18 protein-coding genes are annotated in these 18,479 nt (G+C 66.7%); 6 read left to right on the top strand and 12 right to left on the bottom strand.

The window, feature by feature from the left end; all coding sequences use genetic code 11:
* Nucleotides 1-5 precede the first annotated feature (5 nt).
* Nucleotides 6-1,220, bottom strand: a complete 1,215-nt coding sequence (glgC, locus tag ABQF30_RS24090; protein WP_448468529.1) for a glucose-1-phosphate adenylyltransferase — start codon at nucleotides 1,218-1,220, stop codon at nucleotides 6-8.
* 135 nt (nucleotides 1,221-1,355) lie between these two features.
* Between glgC and glgA the strand changes: the two genes are divergently transcribed.
* A complete protein-coding gene (gene glgA, locus ABQF30_RS24085) occupies nucleotides 1,356-2,519 on the top strand; it encodes a glycogen synthase (protein ID WP_448468527.1) in 1,164 nt (387 codons plus the stop codon).
* 40 nt (nucleotides 2,520-2,559) lie between these two features.
* Here the strand turns inward: glgA and ABQF30_RS24080 are convergent, their stop codons facing one another.
* The 7 genes from ABQF30_RS24080 to ABQF30_RS24050 form a co-directional block, all read right to left on the bottom strand.
* Nucleotides 2,560-2,727: a DUF3117 domain-containing protein gene (locus ABQF30_RS24080; protein WP_019510482.1), complete on the bottom strand. Its 168-nt coding sequence runs from the start codon at nucleotides 2,725-2,727 to the stop codon at nucleotides 2,560-2,562.
* A 171-nt stretch (nucleotides 2,728-2,898) separates the two neighbouring features.
* Nucleotides 2,899-3,459, bottom strand: coding sequence for a DNA-3-methyladenine glycosylase I (locus ABQF30_RS24075; protein ID WP_448468525.1), 561 nt, complete (start codon nucleotides 3,457-3,459; stop codon nucleotides 2,899-2,901).
* Nucleotides 3,456-3,893 (bottom strand): DivIVA domain-containing protein, encoded by a 438-nt coding sequence (locus ABQF30_RS24070; RefSeq protein WP_448468523.1) that lies wholly within the window; start codon nucleotides 3,891-3,893, stop codon nucleotides 3,456-3,458. Before ABQF30_RS24070 ends, ABQF30_RS24075 begins: the two co-directional genes overlap by 4 nt.
* 30 nt (nucleotides 3,894-3,923) lie before the next feature.
* Nucleotides 3,924-4,874 (bottom strand): glucosyl-3-phosphoglycerate synthase, encoded by a 951-nt coding sequence (locus ABQF30_RS24065; RefSeq protein WP_448468521.1) that lies wholly within the window; start codon nucleotides 4,872-4,874, stop codon nucleotides 3,924-3,926.
* Complete coding sequence (gene folP / locus ABQF30_RS24060) at nucleotides 4,871-5,746, bottom strand: dihydropteroate synthase (RefSeq protein WP_448468519.1); 876 nt, start codon at nucleotides 5,744-5,746, stop codon at nucleotides 4,871-4,873. Before folP ends, ABQF30_RS24065 begins: the two co-directional genes overlap by 4 nt.
* A 36-nt stretch (nucleotides 5,747-5,782) precedes the next feature.
* Nucleotides 5,783-7,564, bottom strand: a complete 1,782-nt coding sequence (fadD6, locus tag ABQF30_RS24055) for a long-chain-acyl-CoA synthetase FadD6 (RefSeq protein ID WP_448468517.1) — start codon at nucleotides 7,562-7,564, stop codon at nucleotides 5,783-5,785.
* A gap of 75 nt (nucleotides 7,565-7,639) precedes the next feature.
* Nucleotides 7,640-8,200 carry a cytokinin riboside 5'-monophosphate phosphoribohydrolase gene (locus ABQF30_RS24050; RefSeq protein ID WP_448468515.1) on the bottom strand — a complete coding sequence of 187 codons (561 nt, stop codon included), beginning with the start codon at nucleotides 8,198-8,200 and terminating at the stop codon, nucleotides 7,640-7,642.
* Between the two features lie 70 nt (nucleotides 8,201-8,270).
* On the opposite strand from ABQF30_RS24050, the gene ABQF30_RS24045 reads away from it, so the two are divergent.
* Nucleotides 8,271-10,346, top strand: coding sequence for an AAA family ATPase (locus ABQF30_RS24045; RefSeq protein WP_448468513.1), 2,076 nt, complete (start codon nucleotides 8,271-8,273; stop codon nucleotides 10,344-10,346).
* Nucleotides 10,347-10,392: 46 nt separating this feature from the next.
* The gene (locus tag ABQF30_RS24040; RefSeq protein WP_448468511.1) at nucleotides 10,393-11,169 is read left to right on the top strand and encodes an ESX-1 secretion-associated protein; all 777 of its coding nucleotides are present in this window, start codon (nucleotides 10,393-10,395) and stop codon (nucleotides 11,167-11,169) included.
* On the opposite strand, the gene ABQF30_RS24035 is transcribed toward ABQF30_RS24040, so the two are convergent.
* Together ABQF30_RS24035 and dapE are read right to left on the bottom strand one after the other, a co-directional pair.
* Nucleotides 11,153-12,772 carry an ABC-F family ATP-binding cassette domain-containing protein gene (locus ABQF30_RS24035; RefSeq protein WP_448468509.1) on the bottom strand — a complete coding sequence of 540 codons (1,620 nt, stop codon included), beginning with the start codon at nucleotides 12,770-12,772 and terminating at the stop codon, nucleotides 11,153-11,155. The two genes, ABQF30_RS24040 and ABQF30_RS24035, sit on opposite strands and share 17 nt — an antisense overlap.
* A gap of 133 nt (nucleotides 12,773-12,905) precedes the next feature.
* Nucleotides 12,906-13,973 (bottom strand): succinyl-diaminopimelate desuccinylase, encoded by a 1,068-nt coding sequence (gene dapE / locus ABQF30_RS24030; protein WP_448468507.1) that lies wholly within the window; start codon nucleotides 13,971-13,973, stop codon nucleotides 12,906-12,908.
* A 34-nt stretch (nucleotides 13,974-14,007) separates the two neighbouring features.
* Between dapE and dapD the strand changes: the two genes are divergently transcribed.
* Nucleotides 14,008-14,952 carry a 2,3,4,5-tetrahydropyridine-2,6-dicarboxylate N-succinyltransferase gene (gene dapD, locus ABQF30_RS24025; RefSeq protein WP_448468505.1) on the top strand — a complete coding sequence of 315 codons (945 nt, stop codon included), beginning with the start codon at nucleotides 14,008-14,010 and terminating at the stop codon, nucleotides 14,950-14,952.
* A gap of 233 nt (nucleotides 14,953-15,185) precedes the next feature.
* Nucleotides 15,186-15,602 carry a DUF6632 domain-containing protein gene (locus ABQF30_RS24020; protein WP_448468503.1) on the top strand — a complete coding sequence of 139 codons (417 nt, stop codon included), beginning with the start codon at nucleotides 15,186-15,188 and terminating at the stop codon, nucleotides 15,600-15,602.
* 543 nt (nucleotides 15,603-16,145) lie between these two features.
* Here the strand turns inward: ABQF30_RS24020 and ABQF30_RS24015 are convergent.
* Both ABQF30_RS24015 and ABQF30_RS24010 read right to left on the bottom strand, forming a co-directional pair.
* Nucleotides 16,146-16,493, bottom strand: a complete 348-nt coding sequence (locus ABQF30_RS24015) for a VOC family protein (RefSeq protein WP_448468501.1) — start codon at nucleotides 16,491-16,493, stop codon at nucleotides 16,146-16,148.
* Nucleotides 16,484-17,890 carry an acyl-CoA synthetase gene (locus ABQF30_RS24010; protein WP_448468499.1) on the bottom strand — a complete coding sequence of 469 codons (1,407 nt, stop codon included), beginning with the start codon at nucleotides 17,888-17,890 and terminating at the stop codon, nucleotides 16,484-16,486. Before ABQF30_RS24010 ends, ABQF30_RS24015 begins: the two co-directional genes overlap by 10 nt.
* A gap of 33 nt (nucleotides 17,891-17,923) precedes the next feature.
* On the opposite strand from ABQF30_RS24010, the gene ABQF30_RS24005 reads away from it, so the two are divergent.
* Nucleotides 17,924-18,469: an NUDIX domain-containing protein gene (locus tag ABQF30_RS24005; RefSeq protein WP_448468497.1), complete on the top strand. Its 546-nt coding sequence runs from the start codon at nucleotides 17,924-17,926 to the stop codon at nucleotides 18,467-18,469.
* The last annotated feature ends 10 nt before the right edge of the window (nucleotides 18,470-18,479 follow it).

Below are 18,479 nucleotides of genomic sequence, written 5' to 3'. Positions count from 1 at the left end.
CAGCGTCAAATCCAGACGCCCTTGCCGACGGCGACCACCCCGCCGGCACTGATCGCGAAGCGCTCGCGATCCTTGTCGAGGTCCACGCCCACCATCTCGCCGGGACCCACGACGACGTTCTTGTCCAGAATCGCGTGCCGGACCACCGCACCGCGGCCCACCCGCACGCCGGGCATCAGCACGCTGCCGTCGACGATGGCGCCGTCGTCGATCACGACATTGGACGACAACACTGAATTACGCACGGAGGCAGCAGAAATGATGCTGCCGGCACCCACCACAGACTCCTGTGCCGAACCGCCGTTGACGAACTTGGCCGGTGCAAGGTTCTCCGACTCGCCCCTGATCGGCCAGCGCTTGTTGTAGAGGTTGAACACCGGGTGCACCGACACCAGGTCCATGTGCGCGTCGTAGAACGCGTCGAGCGTTCCGACGTCACGCCAGTAGCCGTGATCGCGCTCGGTGGCACCCGGCACCTCGTTGTTCTTGAAGTCGTACACCGCGGCCATCCCGTCGGACACCAGCCGCGGGATGATGTCGCCGCCCATGTCGTGATCGGAATGATCGTCATCGGCGTCGGCACGGATCGCGTCGATGAGCACCTTCGTGGTGAAGATGTAGTTGCCCATCGACACGAACGTCTGCTCGGGGTCGTCCGGGGTGCCCGGCGGGTCAGCGGGCTTCTCGATGAATGCCCGGATGCGCCCGGAATCGTCGGCGTCGATGCACCCGAACGCGCTGGCCTCCGCGCGCGGCGCCCGGATCCCGGCGACCGTCGCGCCCGCCCCGCTCTCGATGTGGAACTGCAGCATCTGCTCGGGGTCCATGCGGTACACGTGGTCGGCCCCGAAGATGATGATGTAGTCGGGATCTTCGTCGTAGATGAGATTCATCGACTGGTAGATGGCGTCCGCGGAGCCTGTGTACCACCGCGGCCCGAGCCGCTGTTGGGCGGGCACCGGGGTGATGTATTCACCGGCCAGGCCCGACAGCCGCCAGTTCTGGCTGATGTGACGGTCCAGCGAATGCGATTTGTATTGCGTGAGAACGCAGATCCGCAGATATCGAGCGTTCACCAGATTGGACAGCACGAAGTCGATCAGTCGGTAGGCGCCACCAAAGGGAACCGCGGGCTTGGCGCGGTCCGCCGTCAACGGATACAGCCGCTTGCCCTCTCCGCCGGCCAGAACGATGCCCAGCACATGTGGCAACTCCCTCATGGTCCAAACCTATCCGCCTCTAAGCACCGCGGCTAGCCAATGGCACGATTGGCACCTGGTTCGCTGTCAAGGTCTTTGGCGCAAACGTTGTCCACAACGATGCGGCCCGGCGCGGCGAGCACTACCGTTCCAGTTATGCGGGTGGCCATGATGACTCGGGAGTATCCACCCGAGGTGTACGGGGGTGCGGGGGTACACGTAACCGAGCTCGTCGCCCAGTTGCGCCAGCTGTGTGAAGTCGACGTGCATTGCATGGGTGCGCCTCGAGAGGGGGCATTCGTGGCGCAACCTGATCCGGCGCTGCGCGGTGCCAACGCGGCGCTTTCAACCCTCTCGGCGGACCTGAACATGGTCAACAGCGCAGCGCAGGCCACGGTGGTGCACTCGCACACCTGGTATGCCGGGCTGGCCGGCCATCTGACGGCGCTGCTCTACGGCATCCCGCATGTGCTCACGGCCCATTCCCTCGAGCCGTTGCGGCCGTGGAAGGCCGAGCAGCTCGGCGGCGGCTACCGGGTGTCGTCGTGGGTGGAGCGCACAGCGGTCGAGGCCGCGGACGCGGTGATCGCGGTGAGCGCGGGCATGCGCCATGACGTCCTGCGAACCTATCCGGCGCTGGATCCCAATCGGGTACACGTGGTGCGCAACGGGATCGACACCGACGTCTGGTTTCCCTCGCCGCCGGTAGAAGGCGAGTCGGTGCTTGCCGAGCTCGGTGTCGACCTGAACCGGCCGATCGTGGCGTTCGTCGGGCGCATCACCAGGCAGAAGGGTGTGGCGCACCTCGTCGCGGCCGCCCACCAGTTCAGCCCCGATGTGCAACTGGTGCTGTGCGCTGGGGCCCCCGACACCCCGGAGATCGCTGCCGAAGTGTCCTCGGCGGTGCAGCAGCTGGCCCGTGCCCGCACCGGTGTGTTCTGGGTACGCGAAATGCTGCCGATTAACAAAATCCGCGAAATACTTTCCGCTGCAACAGTTTTCGTCTGCCCGTCGGTGTACGAACCGCTCGGCATCGTCAATCTGGAAGCGATGGCGTGCGCGACAGCGGTGGTGGCATCCGACGTCGGGGGCATCCCTGAGGTCATCGCCGACCGGCAGACCGGGCTACTGGTGCACTACGACCCGAAAGACCCGGCGTTCTTCGAAACCCGCCTGGCCGATGCCGTCAACTCGCTGGTGGCCGAGCCCGAGACCGCCAGGAAGTACGGCGAAGCCGGGCGCCGACGGTGCATCCAGGAATTCTCCTGGGCACATATCGCCGAGCAGACGTTGGAGATTTATCGCAAGGTGTCCGCGTAGCGGACCGGCGCGGCCACTTGCAGCGGCCGCGCCGGTTTCTCTAGCTGGTGACGCCCTTGAGTTCGTCGCCGAGGGCGGCAGCCTCGGCCGGAGTCAGCTCGACAACGAGGCGCCCGCCGCCTTCTAGCGGTACCCGCATCACGATCCCTCGCCCCTCCTTGGTTGCTTCCAGTGGACCGTCGCCGGTCCGGGGCTTCATCGCCGCCATCGAGTGCTCCCTCCAACTGAGCCGGTCCGCATCAGCGGGCCAGAGTGGGCCGAAGCCGCCCACTCGTTGACGGCACCCGGCACTGAACTGCTACTGAACTAGCCCTATTGTTCCTTATCGGCGACGAAGGATGTGCAAAGACCCTTCGGTTGTCTACCTACGTGGCGTGTATCACGCCTCCGGCACCCAGCACGATGCGATGTGGTCGTCGACCATTCCGGTCGCCTGCATCAGCGCATACGCCGTTGTGGGCCCGACGAACTTGAAGCCCCGGCGTTTGAGTTCCTTGGCCATCGCCTGCGATTCCGGGGTGATCGCGGGCACTTCGGACAGGTCAGCGGGCCGCGGCCGACGGGGCGGCGCGAACGACCACAGCAGCTCCGCCAGGTCGACGTCCAGGCCGGCGACCGCCCGGGCATTGCTGATGGTCGCCTCGATCTTCGCGCGGTTGCGCACGATGCCGGTGTCGTCCATCAAGCGGCCGATATCGGCGTCGGTATAGCGGGCCACCCGGTCGGCGTCGAACCCGTCGAAGGCGCGCCGAAAGTTCTCCCGCTTGCGCAGAATGGTCAGCCACGACAGCCCGCTCTGGAATGCCTCCAGGCTGATGCGCTCGAACAGCGCTGCGGAATCCCGCAGCGGCCGCCCCCACTCGGTGTCGTGGTAGTCGCGATAGAGGCTGTCGCCCGACTGGACCGCCCAGCCGCAGCGGACACGGTCATCGTCGGTCACGACGACTCGTCATCCGTGCGAATCTGACCGGCGGTGACGGAAACCTCGACGTCGTCGGGTTCGTCATCGTCGGTGTCGTCAGGGTCGGTGTTGTCAGCGTCGGCGGCATTGTCGACGTCGGCGTCGGCGTCCTTTTCCGGGAACCCGTATGCCGCACGGATGGCGGCCAGCTCACCACGCAGCGAGTCGAGTTCGGTGCCCAGCCGGTCCAGCACCCAGTCCACTTCGCTGGTCTTGTATCCGCGCAGTACCTGGTTGAATCTCACCTCGTCCACGTCGGCACCGGTGACGCCGGAGGCCGGCAGCACCGTGGCAGTGGTTCCCCGCGGCAGCGGTGGCAACCTCTCCCCGCGACCGAAGATGACGCTGCCCAGCCCGAAGAGCACCGTGGCGATCAGGACCAGCACCACCAGGTACAGCAGTATCAGTGTCACGCCTTCGATACTGCCTCACGCCTCCGACAATCAGCGCGGGCGCAGGGTGATCATGGGCGGGCGGTCGGCCAGCGACACCGAGGACACCCGCGGCGAGAAGCCGTCACCGTCGGCGAAGAACTGCGTCAGGCCCATACCGGAGTCGGTGACCCCACAGCGGGACAACAGAGTGGCGATGACCTGTCGGCTCATCGACGCCAGCTCGGTTAGCGGCCGGTTGCGGTGCGCACGAACCCCGAGGTTCACCTGCGCGATCGCATCGAGACCGAGCCGGTCGTAGGTGTCGACCAGCAGGCCGATCTCCACGCCGTAGCCGGGCGCGAAGGGCACCGAGGTCAGCAGCTCGCGGGTGCCGGCGTACTCACCGCCCAGGGGCTGCAGCACGCAGTTGAGTTCAGGCCGCAGGGAGGCCAGCAGTGGGCGCGCGACCAGCTCGGTCACCCGGCCGCCGCCGTTGGCATCCTCGCGGCCGCTGACCTTGAGCGGCCGCCGGTAGAAGCCCTTGACCAGATGCACGCCATCGGTGGTCAGCAGTGGGCCCAGCAGCTTGGGCACGAACATCGGATCTGGGTCGATCAGATCGGAATCGACGAAGACGATGATGTCGCCCGTGGTCGCGGCCAGCGAGCGCCACAGCACCTCGCCCTTGCCAGGCTGCGGCGTGACCTCGGGGAGCGCCACTTCACGGCTGATCACGCGGGCTCCGGCAGCGACCGCACGGATCTCGGTGTCATCGGTGGAGCCGGAATCGAGCACGATGAGCTCGTCGACCAGCCCACCGAGCAACGGCGTGATCGTGCCGACCACGGAGCCGACGGTGTCTTCCTCGTTGAGTGCGGGCAGCACCACCGAGACCGTGCGACCGGCTTTGGCGGCTTCCAGCTCGGCCAACGTCCAGGTCGGCCGGTTCCAGCTGTGGTCGGTCAGCCACCGGTGTCCGGCGACGCCGTCGGCGACGGTCAGATCAGAAGCAATCGTCATGCCAGTCCCCTCACCGTGCGTGCGGGTGTCCGCACTCCCTGGATCGACGCGACCATTTCGAGCACGCGCCGTGTGGGTCCCACCTCGTGTACCCGGAACATGGCCGCGCCATCCGCTGCGGCGAGTGCCGTTGCGGCGAGCGTGCCTTCCAGGCGTTCGGTCAGGTCCACACCGAGAGTCTCCCCGACAAAATCCTTGTTGCTCAGTGCCATCAGGACCGGCCATCCGGTCTTAACAAGATCTTTTACGTGGCGCAACAAACTAAGGCCGTGATAAGTGTTTTTGCCGAAATCGTGGGTCGGATCGATGAGAATCCGATCCCTCGGCACACCGTTAGCCACCGCGTTCTCGGCCGCCGCAGTCACCTCGGCGATGACGTCGTCGACCACGCCCCGTTCACTGATGCCGTAGTTCACCCGGAACGGCCGGGTGCGTGGCACCGCGCCGCCGGTGTGCGAGCACACCAGACCCGCGCCGAACTCGGCGGCGACCTCCGGCAGCCCGGGGTCAGCCCCCGCCCAGGTGTCGTTGATCAGGTCGGCACCCGCCGAACAGGCCTGCTTGGCGACCGCCGCACGCCAGGTGTCGACGCTGATCAGCTGGTCGGGGAACGTGGTGCGTAGCCATTCGATGAACGGCACCACCCGGGCGATCTCCTCGTCGGCGTCGACGCTGCTCCCCGGACCGGCTTTGACGCCGCCGACGTCGATCACGTCGGCGCCCTCCTCGATCACGCGCTGGGCGGCCGCCTTGGCGGCATCGTCGGTGAAGGTGGCGCCGCGGTCATAGAACGAGTCCGGCGTCCGGTTGACGATCGCCATGATGAGCGCGCGATCACCGGCGACCGGGCGACCTAGGAACATCGACGACACGCCTCCATAGTGCCTGGCCCACCACCAGGAGTGCGATCAGCCTTTCGGCCGCTTGCCCGCCGCGACTTCCTCGGGGTACTCGTCGTAGAAGGGCACATACCCGTCGCCCCGGCCGGCAAGCACGTACACCGGATCGGACACATCAGATCCATAGCCCTGCTTACGCAAGTCGACCTTCTGGCTCTTGAACGTCGAGGTGTGGGCCAACTCCTCGACCACGCGGACGAACAGCGGCACGGCATAACCGGGCAGATGCCCGTAGAACGCCTCGGCAAGCGCCTTGCCGTCGAACTCTTGGCCCTCCTTGAGTTGGACCGCGGCCATGCCCGCGCGGCCCCCTGCGCCGGGCACCTCGACGCCGAACACGGTGCACTCCTCGATCAGTGGACTGCTCACCACCGCAGCCTCGACCTCGGTGGTGGCCACGTTCTCTCCCTTCCAGCGGAAGGTGTCGCCGAGCCGGTCCGCGAACGCCGCGTGCCCGAATCCCTGGGAGCGCATCAGGTCACCGGTGTTGAACCAGACATCGCCGTCCTTGAAAGCGTTGCGCACCAGCTTTTTCTCGGTCGCCGAGGAGTCGGTGTAGCCGTCGAACGGCTGGAGCGCATTGACCTTCGACAGCATCAGTCCCGGCTCGCCGGTCTTGACCTTGCGCAGCCGGCCGTCGGCCCCGCGCACGGGTTCTCCACTGTCGGCGTCGTATTCGACGAATGCGACCGGGCTCGGGCAGATCCCAGTGGATTTCGACACGTTGAAGACGTTGACGAATGCGGTGTTTCCTTCACTCGCACCGTAGAACTCGCAGACCCGGTCGATGCCGAAGCGCTCGGTGAACTCGTCCCAGATGGCGGGCCGCAACCCGTTGCCGACGATGACCCGGACCTTGTGGGCACGGTCGGTCGGTTTGGGTGGCTGGTTGAGCAGGTAGCCGCAGATCTCGCCGATGTAGACGAAGGCGGTGGCACCGTACTTGATGACGTCATCCCAGAACCGCGACGCCGAGAACGACTTGCCAAGGGCCAGAGCCGCACCCGAATTCAGCGCAGAACCGACAGAGACCGTCAGCGCGTTGTTGTGGTAGAGCGGCAGGCAGCAGTACAGGGTGTCGTCGCTGTGCAACCGCAGGCCGAGGCCGCCGAATCCGGCCAGCGCCCGCAGCCAGCGGTAGTGCGTCATGACGCTGGCTTTCGGCATACCGGTGGTGCCGGAGGTGAAGATGTAGAACGCCTTGTCCTTGGCCAGCACGGCCGATGCACTGGCCGGGTTTCCGGTCGGTGCCGTCGCCGCAAGCCGCTTCAGCTCCTCCAGCGTGATCAAACCGGTTGTATCCGAACCACTTTCGGTGATCGGGTCGACGAGGTCGGTTTCGGCGACGATGGCCGTGGCGTTCAGCAGTCCGATGCTGTGCGCCAGCACCTTGCCCTGCTGGTGGTAGTTCAGCATGCCCGCCACCGCGCCGCACTTGACGATCGCCAACATGAGCAGCACCGCGTCGGGCGAGTTGCGCAGCATCACCCCGACCACGTCACCGTGTCCGACCCCTTTGGCGGCCAGCACGGCGGCATAGCGGTTGACCGTCTCGTTGGCCTGCTTGTAGGTGAGGCGCTCGTCTTCGAACTTGAGGAACACCTTGTCGGCGTGCTGGGCGGCACGCTCCTGGAACACCTTGCCGATGGAAGTCTTGGCCGTCGGCCTGGCCAGAAAGCCGGTGAGCACGCCGCGAACGATGACCGGCGCGTCCATCAGCAGGCTCGGCACCTGGCTGGCGATGTCAAGCAGTCCGACGCTGCTCCTGGTGCCCGATTTCTGGTCGGTCATTCGCGGGATCCCCTCCGGTGTGTTGTGGCCAACTACCTTAACCACGCAGGTGACTCCCGTTACCGCCGGTATCGGCTACGGCGAGCAGGCCGCCAGGGCGGCTTCGACGTCGTCGACGACGATCAACCGGTCCAGCGCGTGCTGCGAGACGTAGCCCGTGCCGACCAACCCGCGTAGCCAGGTCAGCAGTCCGTCGTAGTGGGCGAACGGGTCGAGAAGCACCAGCGGCTTGGCGTGCATGCCCAGATAGCCGGCCGTCCAGGCTTCGAAGAACTCCTCGAGCGTGCCGATGCCGCCGGGCAGCGCGATGAACGCGTCCGAACGGTTCTCCATCTCCTGCTTGCGCTGCCGCATGGTGTCGGTGACGACGAGTTCGGCCGCGTCGACGTCCGCCAGTTCTCGATGGACGAGCGCCTTCGGGATTACGCCGACGGTGTTGCCGGACCTGGAGCGGGCAGCGCGGGCCACCGCACCCATCGCCGACACGTTGCCGCCCCCGGAAACCAGCGTCCAGCCGCGTTCGGCGATCGCCGAACCCACCTGACCGGCCAGGGCCATCAGTTCAGGATGCGTCGGCCCCGACGCGCAATACACACACACCGCCCACTGGCGGTCACCTTCGTCCGGCACGCACATAACGTAAGGGTTCTCAATGAACGCCTGATTTCGGGCGGGTACGCAACCGTGCGCCCACTAGATTCGGAAGATGCCTGTCGATTGGGCGATCGCGCCCCACGACCGCACGCTTGACGGCTTGGAAGCGGGCCTGCGGGAGCGCTCCGGCGCCGTTCTGCTCGGACCCGCCGGCGTCGGAAAGACATCGCTGGCCCGCACCGCAGCGAACTGGGTCGGCCCGGAATTCCGCCGGGTGGCCTGGGTGACGGGCACCGAGTCGGCGGCGGGCATTCCGTTCGCAGCGGTCGCGCACCTGATCGACGTGCCTTCCACCGGTAAGACCGCCGAAGTGTTGCGCGCCGCCCGGGAATCGCTCGGCTCCGGCCTGCTGGTGGTTGTCGACGACGCGCATCTGCTGGACCGGTTGTCGGCCGCGCTGGTGTATCAACTGGCCCGCAGCGGGGCGGCCAAGCTCATCGTCACCGCATCGGCAGACCAGGCGGTTCCCGATGGAGTCGCGGCGTTGTGGAATAACGGGTTGGTCAGCCGGATCGAGGTGCGGCCTGCGCGTCACGACGATGTCCGGCTCGCCGATCAGGTCGCGATCTTCATCGCCGATCTACCCGAGGACGCGATGCAGACGCTTCGCTACCTCGCGGTGCACGATCCGCTGCCATTGCCCGATGTGACGGCGCTGACCGGTGCGGCCGCCGTCGAGCGCGCATGTCAGTCCGGCGCCGTGCGCGTCGACGACGCGATGGTGCACTGCGCGCATCCGCTGTTCCTCGACGCGGTTCGCCGGTCGGTCGGCGGGCCGGGCCTGCGCAGGCTGCGCACCGCGCTCGTCGAACGAATGGTCACCGCACCACGTCCCGGCGTGGTGGATCGACTGCGGCTGGCGGTGTTGGCACTCGACAGCGACGTCCCACTGCCCACCGCCGAGATGGCGGCCGCCGCTGCCGAGTCGTTGCGGCTCGGCGATCTGGATTTGAGCGAGCGGTTGGCGCGGGCGGCGGTGTCTCTCGGCGGCGGCTTCGAGGCCAAGCTGACGCTGGCCTATGCCCTGGCCTGGCAGGGCCGCGGCCGGGAGGCAGACGCGGTGCTCGCCGAGATCGACCCGGCCGCGTTGACCGAACCAGAGTTGATGGCGTGGGCGTTGCCGCGGGCGGCCAACCAGTTCTGGATGCTCTCGGAGCCCGAGCGGGCCACCGCGTTCCTCCGCACCACCCGGGGTCGGGTGTCCACGCCGCGGGCGCAGATCACCCTCGATGCACTGTCGGCGACGTTCGCGATGAATTCCGGTGCGCCACAGCGTGCCTTGGAGATCGCGGGCGCGGTGTTGGCCTCACCGGACGCGGATGACACCGCAGTCGGCTGGGCGGCCTCGGCGGCGGCGCTGAGTTGCGCGCGGATCGGCCGGTTCGGCGAAGTCGACGCGATGGCGCAACGCGCGCTGGATGCCAGTCATCCCGGGTTGTTGCGGTTCACAAGTGGATTCGGACAGACGACGACGCTGGTGCTCGCCGGCGAGTTGGACCGCGCGCAGGCCCTGGCACAGCAGCTGACCGACTTCGCCCAACTGCTGCAACCCGGCCGGGCGGTCGGTGAGGTGCTGGTGGCCGATGTGCTGATGGTCCGGGGCGATCTGGATGACGCGATCACACTACTACGCAGGGCGACAAGCACTTTGGCGCCCACCGGATACTCCTGGGCGCCGCTGGCGTGGATGTTGTTGGCCCAGGTTCTCGCTCAGCGCGGCATGCCGGTGGAAGCGGTCAAGGCGCTGTCGCGGGCCGAATCCCGGCACGGACTCAAGTCGATGTTGTTCGCGCCGGAGCTGGCGATGGCGCGGGCGTGGACCTGCTATGCACGTCGGGATTCGGTGGGCGCCATCGCCGCAGCGCGCGACGCCGTCAAAACCGCCGAACGCGGCGGGCAGTCGGCCGTGGCGCTGCGGGCACTGCACGACGCGGTGCGCTTGGGAGATGTCCGCGCGGTCGACGCCTTGGCCCGCATCGAGGTGGACTGCATGTTCGGTCGGCTGACGGCTGAGCATGCGCAGGCACTGGCGGCCAAAGATCAGGCTGCGCTTGCGGAGGTTTCGGGGCGGTATCGCGACCTCGGCATGTCGGCTGCTGCCAACGACGCGGCCCGTCAAGCCGAGTGAAACATGCGCTCAACACCGGCCTGCAGCGACCGTAGAATCCTCAGCTATGACGGAGTTCAAGGCGCACACCGGCGCCATGAATGGCTGGCAGCAGCAGATCACCGACGTCAGCTCTGACGTCGGCAACTTGATGAACGGTGCTCCCGGAGTCTCCGGGGTGGTCAACAGCCACGGCACCATCGGCCATCCGATGCAGAATGCGTTCGACAGCGCGTATTCATCCCGCGGCGCCGCGATGGGAGCCACCCAGGCAGCGTCGGCGAAGATCTCCGAACTACTCGGCCAAGCCTCCCAGGCATATGACCGCGGTGATGTTGCCGCTGCAGACAAGCTCAAGTCGCAGGCCGCGCAGATGGAGGGTGCGGCAGGTTCGGCCGGTGGCTCCCCCGCGGCTTCGGCGGCCGGCAGCGGCGCGCAGGGCGCGGGCCAGATGATGGGTCAGTTCAGCCAGATGGCCGGTCAGATGATGCAAGGCATCACCCAGCCGATCCAGGGCATGGCCCAAAGCTTGGGTCAACTGCCCCAGCAGGTTTTCCAGGGTGTTCAGGGCATTGTCGAGGCGGCCACCCAAGGTGCCGGCGGTGGAGCCGAAGCCGCGGCGGGCGGTGCGGGTGCCGCGGCCGAGGCCGGCGGCAAGGTCAACGCCGAGGCCGAGGGCAACGGCGATGCGGCCGAAGCCAAGAAGGACACGGCCGAAGATCGCGAAAAGGAAAGCCCGGCAGGCCAACTCGGCAACCGAGCCCAAGTCGGTATCGAGCCGCCTGCCCAGGCCGGTGCCAATGCGGTGCCCACTGCGTTCCGAAACATCAACCCGCAGCGGTAATTTCCAGTTCGCTGGCGTCGAGGCGCCACCAGCCGTCGACACCGATCGCGTCCAGGAACCGTTCGTCGTGACTGACCACTATGAATGCGCCCTGATAGGCATTCAGTGCGGATTCCAACTGCCCGACACTGACCAGGTCGAGGTTGTTGGTCGGCTCGTCGAGCAGCAGTAGCTGGGGTGCCGGTTCGGCGTAGAGCACACAGGCCAGCGTCGCCCGTAACCGCTCCCCGCCGGACAACACCCCGACCGGCAGGTGGATCCGGTCGCCGCGAAACAGGAACTGCGCCAACAGATGCATCCGGCGGGTGTGGGGCAGGCTGGGCGCCGCCGCAGCCAGGTTTTCGGCCACGGTCCGCTCCGGATCCAGCAAGTCCAGCCGCTGCGACAGGTAGGCGATGCGTCCGTCGGCCCGTTGCACCGTCCCGGAATCGGGCTCGAGTTGTCCGTCGATGATCCGCAGCAGTGTCGACTTGCCTGCCCCGTTGGGCCCGGTCAGCGCGATCCGTTCCGGGCCGCGAACAGACACGTCAACCCCGTTGTCGGCGAACAATTTTCGTCCACCTTGGCTGATCTGCAGGCCTGCCCCGGTGAACACGGTTCGGCCGGCCGGCACCACCGTGTCGGGAAGATCGAGCACGATCACCTTGTCGTCCCGTAGCGCACGTTCGGCGTCGTCGAGCCGGGACCGTGCGTCGTCGACCCGGCGCGAGTGCACGTCGTCGGCCCGACCCGCGGATTCCTGCGCGTCGCGTTTCAGCTTGCCCGCAACGATCTTCGGCAGCCCGGCATCCTTGAGGTTGCGGGCAGCGTTGCTCGCCCGCCGCGCCGAACGTTCCCGCGCCTCTTGCATCTGACGCTTCTCGCGTTTGAGTTGCTGTTCGGCGTTGCGGATGTTGCTCTCGGCAACCCGCCGGCCGGCTTCCACGATGTCCTGGTAGGTGGTGAAATTCCCTCCGTAGAAGATGATTTCGCCGCGGTACAGCTCGGCGATCTGGTCCATCCGGTCCAGTAGCACGCGGTCGTGGCTGACCAGCAGCAGGCACCCGGAGTAGTCCTCCAGCGCGTCGTAAAGACGTTGCCGCGCATTGAGATCGAGATTGTTGGTGGGCTCGTCGAGCAGTAGCACGTCGGGCCGCTTCAGCAGTTCGGCGGCCAGCCCCAGGGAGATCACCTCCCCGCCCGACAGTGTTCCGAGGCGCCGGTCCAGTTCCACACCGCCCAGGCCCAGTCGGTCCAGCTGGGCACGGGAGCGCTCCTCGATGTCCCAGTCATCACCGATGGTGGTGAACACCGCCTCCCCGGCATCACCGGATGCCAAAGCAGCGAGCGCGTCGAGCACCGGCGCCACCCCCAGCACCGTGGCCACCGTCAGATCCGCGACAAACGGCAAGCTCTGGGGCAGGTATCCGATGGTGCCGTCGACCGTCACCGAACCGGAGGTCGGTCGGTATTCACCGGCAATCAGTTTGAGCAGGGTGCTCTTTCCGGCGCCGTTGGGCGCGACGAGTCCGGTGCGGCCGGATCCGACGGTGAAGGACAGGTCCGAGAACACCTCGGTGTCATCGGGCCAGGAGAACGACAAATTCGAACAGACGATAGACATGCAGGGACTCCAAAGATGCTGCGCGCTGCGCACATAGGGCAGGACGATTGAACGGACAGGGCCCGGGCGTTACCCGGAGACGGCCTCGTCGCTATCACTGTGTCCAAGCATGGGATCCATGGTACCGATGGGTTCAAGCGGTTAAATATGCGCGCAGCATGTCGGTGGCCGCGGTGATGGCGGTGACCGGAACTCGCTCGTCGACCCGGTGCGCCAGGTTCGGGTCGCCCGGTCCGAAGTTCACCGCGGGTATCCCGAGCGCCGCAAACCGCGCGACGTCGGTCCAGCCGTACTTTGCGCGTACCTGTCCCCCGGCCGCGGCTACCAGCGCGGCCGCGGCGGGCTGCGTCAGGCCGGGCAACGCCCCGGCGGCGGCGTCGGTCTCCTCGATCGTGACGTCGAGCCCGTCGAACACCTCGCACACATGGGCGAGCGCCTGCTCGACGCTGCGATCCGGCGCGAAGCGGAAGTTGACGGTCACCGTCGCAGCGTCCGGGATCACGTTGCCGGCGACGCCGCCCTCGATGCGCACCGCGGACAAGCCTTCCCGGTACACGCAGCCGTCGATGTCCACCGAACGTGCCTGATAGCTCGAAAGCCGATCGAGCACCGCGCCCAGCTTGTGAATGGCATTGTCGCCCAACCAGGATCGCGCGGAGTGGGCGCGGGTTCCGGAGGCGCTGACGATGACTCGGATGGTGCCCTGGCAACCGGCCTCGATGTACCCGCCCGATGGCTCACCGAGAATCGCGACGTCGGCGGCCAGCCACTCGGGCAGCTCGCGCTCGATGCGGCCCAGCCCGTTGGCGCTCGCTTCGATCTCTTCGCAGTCGTACATCACCAGCGTGATGTCGTGGGTGGGCTCGGCGATGGTGGCGGCCAGGTGCAGGAAAACCGCGTCGCCGGACTTCATGTCCGAGGTGCCGCAGCCGTACATCTCACCGTCCACGATGCGACTCGGAAGGTTGTTCGCGGCGGGCACGGTATCGATGTGGCCGGCCAGCATCACCCGCGAAGGCCGCCCCAGATTGGTGCGCGCCAGCACCGCGTCGCCGTTGCGGATGACTTCGAAGCCGGGAGCCTGGGAACGCAGCGCACCCTCGATCTCGTCGGCGATGAGCTGTTCGTGCCGCGACTCGCTGGGGATGTCCACCAGCGCCGCGGTCAGTGCGATCGGGTCAGCACGCAGGTCTAGCCCCATGGACGTCAACGGTAGTCCAGTAACCTAGGCCAACGTGACTGCAGCATCTGGCCACGGCCTGGCCACCATCGCCGCCGACGGAACCGTTCTCGACACCTGGTTTCCCGCCCCCGAGCTGAACGCCGATGGCCCGTCCGGGACGGTTCGGCTGACCGATGACGACGTGCCCGCCGATTTCGACGGCCTCACCGGTCCCGATGCGGACCGTGGCGTCGAGGTCGTTGCGGTACGGACCACCATCGCCTCGCTGGACGACAAGCCTGCCGACGCCCACGACGCCTACCTGCGGCTGCACCTGCTGTCGCACCGGCTGATCGCCCCACATGGCGCCAACATGGACGGCATCTTCGGCGCCCTGGCCAATGTGGTGTGGACCAATTTCGGGCCGTGCGCGGTCGACGGCTTCGAAACCACGCGGGCACGGCTGCGCCGGCGGGGCGCGGTCGCCGTCTACGGGATCGACAAGTTCCCGCGGATGGTCGATTACGTGGCGCCGAGCGGGGTGCGCATCGCCGACGCGGACCGCGTGCGGCTGGGCGCGCATCTGGCGTCGGGGACGACGGTGATGCACGAAGGCTTCGTGAACTTCAACGCCGGCACCCTGGGCACCTCGATGGTGGAGGGTCGCATCTCGGCCGGCGTCGTGGTCGACGACGGCTCCGACATCGGTGGCGGCGCGTCGATCATGGGGACGCTTTCGGGTGGTGGCAAAGAGGTCATCTCGGTGGGTAAGCGCTGTCTGCTCGGCGCCAACGCCGGGCTGGGCATCTCACTGGGCGACGACTGCGTCATCGAGGCCGGCCTGTACGTGACGGGTGGAACCAAGGTGACGACCGCTGACGGTCAGACCACCAAGGCGCGCGAACTCTCCGGGGCCAACAACCTGTTGTTCCGGCGCAATTCACTGTCGGGCGCGGTCGAGGTGGTCAAACGTGACGGCACCGGGATCACGCTCAACGAGGCCCTGCACGCGAACTGATCTTTGCGCGGCTTTGCACCGCGAGCGAGCGGGTCTGTTGGTCGACGCGCCGCGTTTTGGCATGATTCCGCGCACCTTCGCCGAGCGCGAGCGTGCGCAAACGTCGGTGTTGAGAGGCGTGTTGGCCTGCAGACCCGCACGTTCGCGGTGTGGGGTGAGGGTGTGGGGTGAGGCGGCCCCGCGTACCTTGATTTCACGATCGTATTGGCGATCCTCGAACTTTGGAGCGCGCGGTGACAGCCTCGCTTAGCTACCGACTTCTTCAGATCGCGCTGGTCGTCTTCGGTGCGGTGATGCTCCTGCTCTATCCACTCGCCGTGGTGTGGCCGTCGGGGTGGGCATGGCATGCCGGCGCGCCGCATCAGTCCGATTACTTCATGATGATCGTCGGTCTGTACGCGACGCTGGGAGTTTTCCTCTGGAACGCCGCGCGCCGTCCCGAGGCCAATCTCGGCTTGATCTGGTTCACCGTGGTCTCGAGCGTCGTCCACGCCGCAATAATGGCGGTGCAATCCTTCGGCACCGGCCACCACATGGGACATCTGTGGGGTGATGTCCCCGCACTGCTTCTGGTGGCTCTCGTGCTGTCAGTTCTCGTATTGACTTCCGGCATCAAGCGAACGCCGCACGTCGAAACTACCGTGACTTAGGTACAGGGGATCCCGTGCGGTCCGCCTATCCAGTGACCCGGCGGGGAGTGCCAGGGACAAAGTTTCTTGACTTGTCCGGGCGGGCCCCAATTGACGCCCGGATTCCAATCAACCCAATCTCCAGGCCCCGGGACCCACGGAATGTTCGGGCCCCAACCAGGATCAGCCGATGCTGTACCCGCGACCACTCCAAGGGAAGCAGCGCCAAGCGCACCGGCGATCACTGCCGTACCTGCGATTTTCTTCAGATTCACCTGTGGTCTCCTCCCTGCTCATCGCCGCTGTTGGATGAACCAAGAGCGGCGACGTGGGTTGTCAGGAAGCCACCCCGCCGCTTGGCGCCGTGCGGCAACCAACGTCACGACCCGTATGTCCGACGCTACTCCTGCGGTTATCGGTGTTAAACCCTGATCTGATTCACCGTGTCCGCGAGTGTCCCGTGTACATCAGCCGTGTACGTCAGCACTGTCGCGGGCCACGAAGGTGCGCAGAATGTTGGGGTTCCACGGCGTGTCGGGCAGCAGACCCGCACGCTCGCCGAAATTAGTCGGCGGACAGCACGCAGAATTCGTTGCCCTCGGGGTCGGCCAGCACCACCCAGGTCTGTTCACCCTGGCCGATGTCGACGTGGCGTGCTCCCAGGCTGATCAGCCGGTCGACCTCGGCCTGCTGATCGTCGGGAGTGAAGTCGAGGTGCAGGCGATTCTTGACCACCTTGTCGTCGGGCACCGCGAGGAACAACCAGATCGGCCCGGCCCCGGGCGGCGGGGTCAGCACCACGTCTCCGTCGGAGTCGGTGTGCTTGGGCCATCCGAGCGCGCGTGCCCACCATGCGCCCAGCGCCTCCGGGTCATGAGCGTCGATGCAGAGCTCAGAGAACCTCAAGCCCATTGTGCCAGTTCCTTCTTCAGAACCTTGCCCATGGCATTGCGCGGCAGGCCGTTTACGAGCCGCACTTCACGGGGCCGTTTGTGCGCTGAAAGTTCTTGTGCCACAAAGTCGATCAGGACGGCCGGCTCAGCATCGCCGACCACGAACGCCACAATGCGCTGGCCGAGATCGGCGTCGGGCAATCCCACCACGGCAACCTCGGTGACGCCGGGATGGCCCAGCAGCACAGTCTCGATCTCCCCGGCGCCGACGCGGTAGCCGCCGGTTTTGATCAGGTCGACCGACTCGCGGCCGACGATGCGGTGCATACCGTCAGCATCGATCACCGCCACATCGCCGGTGCGATACCAGCCGTCGGAGTCGAATGCCTCGGCGGTGGCGTCCGGCCGGTTCAGATAGCCGTCGAACACCATCGGACCCTTGATCTGCAGTCGCCCAACGGTTTCGCCGTCGTGGGGCACCGCTTCGCCGTCGTCGTCGACCAGCCGGGTCTGCACTCCGGCGACCGGCAGGCCAACCCAACCGGGCCTGCGCTCCCCGTCGACGAGCGTGCTCAACGTGATCAGTGATTCGGTGCTGCCGTAGCGCTCCACCGGTGGCTTGCCGGTGAGCTGGGTCAGCTTCTCGAACACCGGTACGGGCAGCGGCGCACTGCCCGAGACCAGCAATCGCGCCGACGACAATGCCAGCGCCGCGTCAACATCGTCGACCACCCGCGACCACACCGTAGGTACGCCGAAGTACAACGAACCCTGGGCCTCCGCATAGCCGGCAGGCGTGGGTTTTCCGGTGTGCACGAATCGGTTTCCGATCCGCAGCGATCCGAGCAGGCCCAGCACCAACCCGTGGACGTGGAACAGCGGCAGGCCGTGCACCAGGGTGTCCTCAGCCGTCCAGTGCCAAGCGGTGGCCAGCGCGTCGATATCCGCGGCGATTGCCCGTCGACTGATCGGCACGCCCTTCGGCGGGCCGGTGGTGCCGGAGGTGTACATGATGATCGCGGTCGATTCCGGCGCCGGTTCCTGATAGCGGTGCCAGGACCGGGCATGCAGCCGGACCGGGATGTGGGGCAGCCCTTCCGCCTCATCTGGCCGCTCCCCCAGCCATGCCCGGGCACCGGAGTCGGTGAGAATATGCCGGCGTTCGGCGGTACCGACGTCGGCAGGCACGGGAATCACCGGCACCCCGGCGATCAGGCAGCCGACGATCGCGAGGACTGTCGTCGCGGTCGGGGTCGCCAGCACGGCGACCCGCTGCGCAGCCGCGACCCGTTCGGCGACCGAGGTGCCAGCGCCGACGAGATCGCTGCGGCTCAGCACGGCACCGTCGATGCGGACCGCGTCGCTGATATCGGCGCCTGCGGCGACCGCTGCGGGATTCAAGGAGGCCAGCAGCACGCATGTGAGGCTACCCGGCCGGATAATGGGGCGATGGGAACCATCCGCCAGGTCTCGACGCGTGAGGTGTACCGCAACAACTGGTTGACGCTGCGTGAGGACGACATCGAGCGTCCTGATGGCAGTACCGGGGTTTACGCCGTGGTCGACAAACCGACCTATGCGCTGGTGATCCCGTGTGATGGCGACCGGTTCCACCTCGTGGAGCAGTTCCGGTATCCGTTGGGACTGCGGCGCTGGGAATTCCCGCAGGGCACCGCGCCCGAACAACAACATCTCGACCCGATCGAACTGGCTGAGCGTGAGCTGCGTGAAGAGACCGGGCTGCGTGCGACGACGGTGCATCGGCTCGGCCAGCTCGACGTCGCGCCGGGGATGAGCAGTCAGCGCGGTTGGGTGTTTCTCGCGACCGATATCACCGAGGGCGAGCATGAACGCGAGCACGAAGAACAGGACATGCACAGCGAGTGGTTCACGCGGGACGAGGTAGAGCAGATGATCCGCGATGGAGTCATCACCGACGCGCAGACGATCGCCGCGTGGGCGCTGCTGGCGCTACACCAACGGGCGACGCCATGATCGAGCGGGT

This window comes from Mycolicibacterium sp. XJ870, assembly GCF_053483975.1.
The sequence above is the reverse complement of the archived record's forward strand: the minus strand, read 5'-3'. Positions and strand labels throughout refer to the sequence as shown.